5 protein-coding genes are annotated in these 4,415 nt (G+C 63.0%); 2 read left to right on the forward strand and 3 right to left on the reverse strand.

Going from position 1 to position 4,415, the window contains the following annotated elements; all coding sequences use genetic code 11:
* Nucleotides 1-134: 134 nt before the first annotated feature.
* The 3 genes from ACFVSJ_RS24250 to ACFVSJ_RS24260 form a co-directional block, all read right to left on the reverse strand.
* Entirely contained in the window at nt 135-1,205 is a 1,071-nt protein-coding gene (locus tag ACFVSJ_RS24250) for an alkene reductase (RefSeq protein ID WP_387439675.1), read from the reverse strand.
* 119 nt (nt 1,206-1,324) lie between these two features.
* The gene (locus tag ACFVSJ_RS24255; protein ID WP_387439676.1) at nt 1,325-1,939 is read right to left on the reverse strand and encodes an SIS domain-containing protein; all 615 of its coding nucleotides are present in this window, start codon (nt 1,937-1,939) and stop codon (nt 1,325-1,327) included.
* Between the two features lie 28 nt (nt 1,940-1,967).
* Entirely contained in the window at nt 1,968-2,507 is a 540-nt protein-coding gene (locus tag ACFVSJ_RS24260) for a hypothetical protein (protein WP_387439677.1), read from the reverse strand.
* A gap of 396 nt (nt 2,508-2,903) precedes the next feature.
* Here ACFVSJ_RS24260 and ACFVSJ_RS24265 point away from each other — a divergent pair, with 396 nt between their 5' ends.
* Together ACFVSJ_RS24265 and ACFVSJ_RS24270 are read left to right on the forward strand one after the other, a co-directional pair.
* On the forward strand, nt 2,904-4,079 hold the full coding sequence (locus ACFVSJ_RS24265) for a zinc-dependent alcohol dehydrogenase (protein ID WP_387439678.1): 1,176 nt from the start codon (nt 2,904-2,906) through the stop codon (nt 4,077-4,079).
* Between the two features lie 120 nt (nt 4,080-4,199).
* Nucleotides 4,200-4,367: a CsbD family protein gene (locus ACFVSJ_RS24270; RefSeq protein WP_387439679.1), complete on the forward strand. Its 168-nt coding sequence runs from the start codon at nt 4,200-4,202 to the stop codon at nt 4,365-4,367.
* Nucleotides 4,368-4,415 lie beyond the last annotated feature (48 nt).

Genomic DNA, 4,415 nt, shown 5'->3' on the forward strand with positions numbered 1-4,415 from the left:
GGCGCCTTTTGGGGGGCCTTGCCCCCCCCCAAACCCCCCCAAACCGCCCCCCCAGTCGGGTTGCCCCGCGTTAACGTACGACGCCGGCACTCAGACGAGTGCCGGCGTCGAGGTCGCGCTGGGGTGCTTTGCGCCTAGTTGGCGTAGAACGGGTAGTCCGTGTAACCCTCAGCGCCGTCCGCATAGAAGGTGGCCGCGTTCGGTTCGTTGACAGGGAGTCCTTCACGCCAGCGGCGGGCGAGGTCCGGGTTGGCGATGGCGGGACGGCCAACAACCACGCCGTCGGCGAGTCCATCGGCAACAAGGGCGATTGCTTCATCGCGGGTGGTGATCTCGCTGAAGCCGGTGTTCACCAGGAACGTGCCGTTGAAGCGCTCGCGAAGATCCTGGACCAGGGAGCCCTTGGGGTCATGGTGCAGGATGCTGAGGTAGGCCAGGTTGAGCGGGGCGATGGTGTCCACCAGAACCTCGTAGGTAGCGCGAACATCGGCGGCGTCCACCTCGGCGATGCCCTGAACGTTGTGCTCGGGCGAGATGCGGATGCCCACTCGGTTGGCGCCCAGGGCCTCCACTACGGCGTTGACGGTTTCGATCACGAAGCGGGCGCGGTTTTCTGGCGATCCACCGTAGCTGTCGGCGCGGACGTTCGAGTTGGGCGCAAGGAACTCGTGCAGGAGGTAGCCGTTGGCGGAGTGCAGTTCCACGCCGTCGAAGCCGGCCTCGATGGCGTTGCGGGAAGCGGTCACAATTTCCTGGATAACGCCCGGCAACTCGTCGGTACGGATTTCGCGCGGAACCGGGTAGGCCTGCTTACCGTTTGGCGTGCGGACTTCGCCCTCGATGGCGACGGCGCTCGGGCCAACAATCTGGTGGCCACCGGTGATGTCTGCGTGCGAAACGCGCCCACCGTGCATGACCTGAGCGAAGATCCTGCCGCCCTCGGCGTGGACAGCATCCGTGACCTTCTTCCATCCGGCGATCTGCTCGGCGGTGACCAAGCCGGGCTGGCCGGTGTACGACTGGCCGGCGGGCGTCGGATAGGTGCCTTCGCTGACGATCAAGCCGAGGGACGCACGCTGGCGGTAGTGCTCCGCGATGAGATCGTTCGGTACACCTTCCAGGCCAGCACGCAGTCGGGTCAATGGCGCCATAACCAGTCGGTTGGGAAGTTCGAGCTCACCGAGCGCCAGAGGAGAAAACAGCATGCGCAGTTCCTTTCAGAATGAATCAGGTTCACTCTGGGCAACTGTGCGGCGTCTGCAACTATTCCGGGATGAGGGGCAGATCACAAGAAACTGACTGGCGGGAGGCCAGTCAGTCCGCCTTATTTAGTGAGCTCCCGCATGGACTCGTCGAAGCACTCGCAGAGCGTCAGGACGGCCACCAGGTGTGCCTCCTCTGCGTGGGGTGGGTCCGTGTTGACACAGATGGCCTCGCTGACCAACTGCCCCAGGTCCTTGGACTCCTTGCCCGTCAGCGCCCATACCTTGGCACCCGCAGACTTGGCGGCAGATGCTGCTTCGCGCAGGTCGTCGGCGATCCCACCTGAGGCGAACAGCACCACGATGTCGCCTTTACGGACTTGGTCGGTGATCTGCTCGCCAACGGTCCCCGCACTGCCATCCTTAGGGGCTGCGATCGTGGCGAAGGCCGTACCGTCGCCGCCGTTGCGGGTGTCGTGGACGGCGAGTTCTATGGTGAACCGGTCGGCTTCGTGGGCGGAACCCTCACTCCCGGCGGCAAAGATCCTGCCACCGCGAAGCTTTACGCGGGCCAGTTCCTCGCCCCACTCCGCCAGCCTCGACGACTCCCGCCTCAGGGCGGCAACGGCCGGGCCGATCTCGCCCAAGTGGCCCAGGACCACATCAACCGAATGCCTGTTTGGCTTGACTTCCGTCGAGCGCATCGCCTGCCCTGTTCGCCGTACCACGATGCTCACTTTCTTCGCCTCCGTCTCTTCCTAGAAACTATGCGTTTCTCTCGCCGTCACGTAAAGACCTATCGCGCACGGATTTTTCGCGAGCGTCATCCTCCCCCGAATCCGCATCTCGGCCCGAACGGTCCCGGGTCAGCCGCCCCTCATGCTCATGGGTTCCTGTTCGCGGCTGCGCCGTCCTTGCCCTGACGTCGCCGTCTGAGCGGTCATGACGCGAATCGTCGGTACGCTCGTGACCCGGCTGGACATCGGGGTCCAGCTTGTCGGCGTGACGCAGGTGTTCTTCGACGCGGCCAGAGGCCTCACGGGCTTGGGACGATCGCTGCTCGGCCTCGCGGCGAAGACGGTTGGCTTCGGCTTCGGCTTGGACTGCAGCAGCCTCAGCTTGGGCTGATTGCGCCTTGGCTTGATGGGCGCCAACAGCTTCCTGGTCGGCCTTCTCCCGAAGGTCTGCGGCACGACGGCGGTTTGCTTCAGTCTTTTTCCGTCGGCCAACCACCACCGCGATAATCACCGCGGCTATGACGATGACGGCCACTACGATAATCAGAACCAATTGCCCGGTATCCATGTGGATTGCCTCCTTGGTGAACGGCTTTCTTGGGCGCCGCTCCTAGCCCACGCTGTGCCCGGTCACCATCGTGAACGTGGTGTCCACGATGTACCCCGCCGGCCCCGCTTCCAAACACCATGCGCACACTCCTCGGTCTTCGCTGTCCGACAAATGTTTGTACCTCCCACCATATTAACACTATTCATCAGGATGCTTACTAATATCCGAGCGTGGGCGAACGCCCGCCACCACGCGAAGGGCGGTAGCCGCCGTCGTGAATCAGCTGCCGGTGGCCTCGGGATGCTCCCGCGCGCGCTTCGGCCTGAAGACCTTGTGCCCGGCCCCCGAGTCTGTTTGGCTGAAGGGGTCTCCTGCAGCGCGGGACTACTCCAGGCAAGAGCAGGGAGAGCGATGATGAAAGCAGTGACATGGCAGGGCAGGCGCTCCTTGGGCGTCATCGAGGTCCCTGATCCAACCATCCAGGAATCAACGGATGTGATTGTTCGAATCACCTCCACGGCGGTTTGCGGCTCCGACCTCCACCTTTACGAAGTCCTGGGCCCCTACATGCACAAAGGCGATGTGATCGGGCACGAACCCATGGGCATTGTGGAAGAAGTGGGGTCGGAAGTCCACCGCCTGAAAAAGGGCGACCGCGTTGTGGTGCCGTTCAACATTTCCTGCGGGCGTTGCTACATGTGCAACCAGGGACTGCAATCGCAATGCGAAACCACGCAGGTCAAGGAAAAGCACTCGGGTGCCGCGCTGTTCGGCTACTCAGAACTGTACGGCTCCGTCCCCGGCGGCCAGGCGCAGTACCTGCGCGTTCCATTCGGCGACTACGGACCCATCAAGCTGGACTCGGACCTGCCGGACGAGCGGTATTTATTCCTCTCCGATATCCTTCCCACTGCTTGGCAGGCCGTGGAGTACGCCAATGTGCCGGAGGGCGGAACGTTGGCCGTCCTAGGCCTGGGACCCGTCGGCCAATTTGCTTCCAGGATCGGCAAGCACAAGGGCTTCCGCGTGATCGGCGTGGATCCGGTCCCTGAGCGCAGGGCAATGGCCGAAGAACACGGCGTGGAAACCATGGCCTACAGCCCGGATGTGTCAGCGCAGCTCCGGGAGGAAACCCTCGGGCGGGGCCCTGATTCGGTGGTGGACGCCGTCGGCATGGAGGCTCACGGCTCCCCTGTCGCGTCCTTCCTCCACAAAGCCGTTTCGCTGCTTCCGGACAAGCCGGCGCAAGTGGCCATGGAGACCATCAGCGTGGACCGGCTGGCGGCACTCCACACAGCCGTGGACATGGTGCGCCGCGGCGGGACAATTTCACTCAGCGGCGTCTACGGAGGCCAAGCGGACCCCATGCCCATGATGACCATGTTCGACAAACAGCTCCAACTCCGCATGGGCCAGTGCAATGTGCGCAGCTGGACTGACCAGCTGCTTCCCTTGGTGGAAGACGACGCCGATCCGCTGGGAGTCATGCACCTGGTCACCCATACGGGAGCCCTGGACGACGCCCCGGAACTCTACGAAAAGTTCCAGAAGAAAGAAGACGGCTGCATCAAGGTGGTCCTGAAACCCTGATCCGGCCACCCGGAGCCAAACCCGTGGAGATACTCAGCAAACTTACAGAATCGCTAGGTAGTCTAGCGATCGTCAGCGTTCGACTATCCGGAAGGGGGCCCTCATGGACTCGGAGACAAGATCAGCAACAAGGCCCAGGAAGTCACCGGTAAGGCAAAGGAAGCCTTGGGTGACGCTACCAACAACGAGAAACTGCAGGCTGAGGGTGTAGCCGACCAGGCCGCCGCGAAGGCCAAGCAAGCCGGCGAAAACGTCAAGGACGCCGCGAAGGACGCCTTCGACAAGTAGTCACACCCAAGTAGGTCGCAGTTGTGCGCGTTATGAGCCCTCATAACG

This window comes from Paenarthrobacter sp. NPDC058040, assembly GCF_042885775.1.
Lineage (GTDB): Bacteria > Actinomycetota > Actinomycetes > Actinomycetales > Micrococcaceae > Arthrobacter.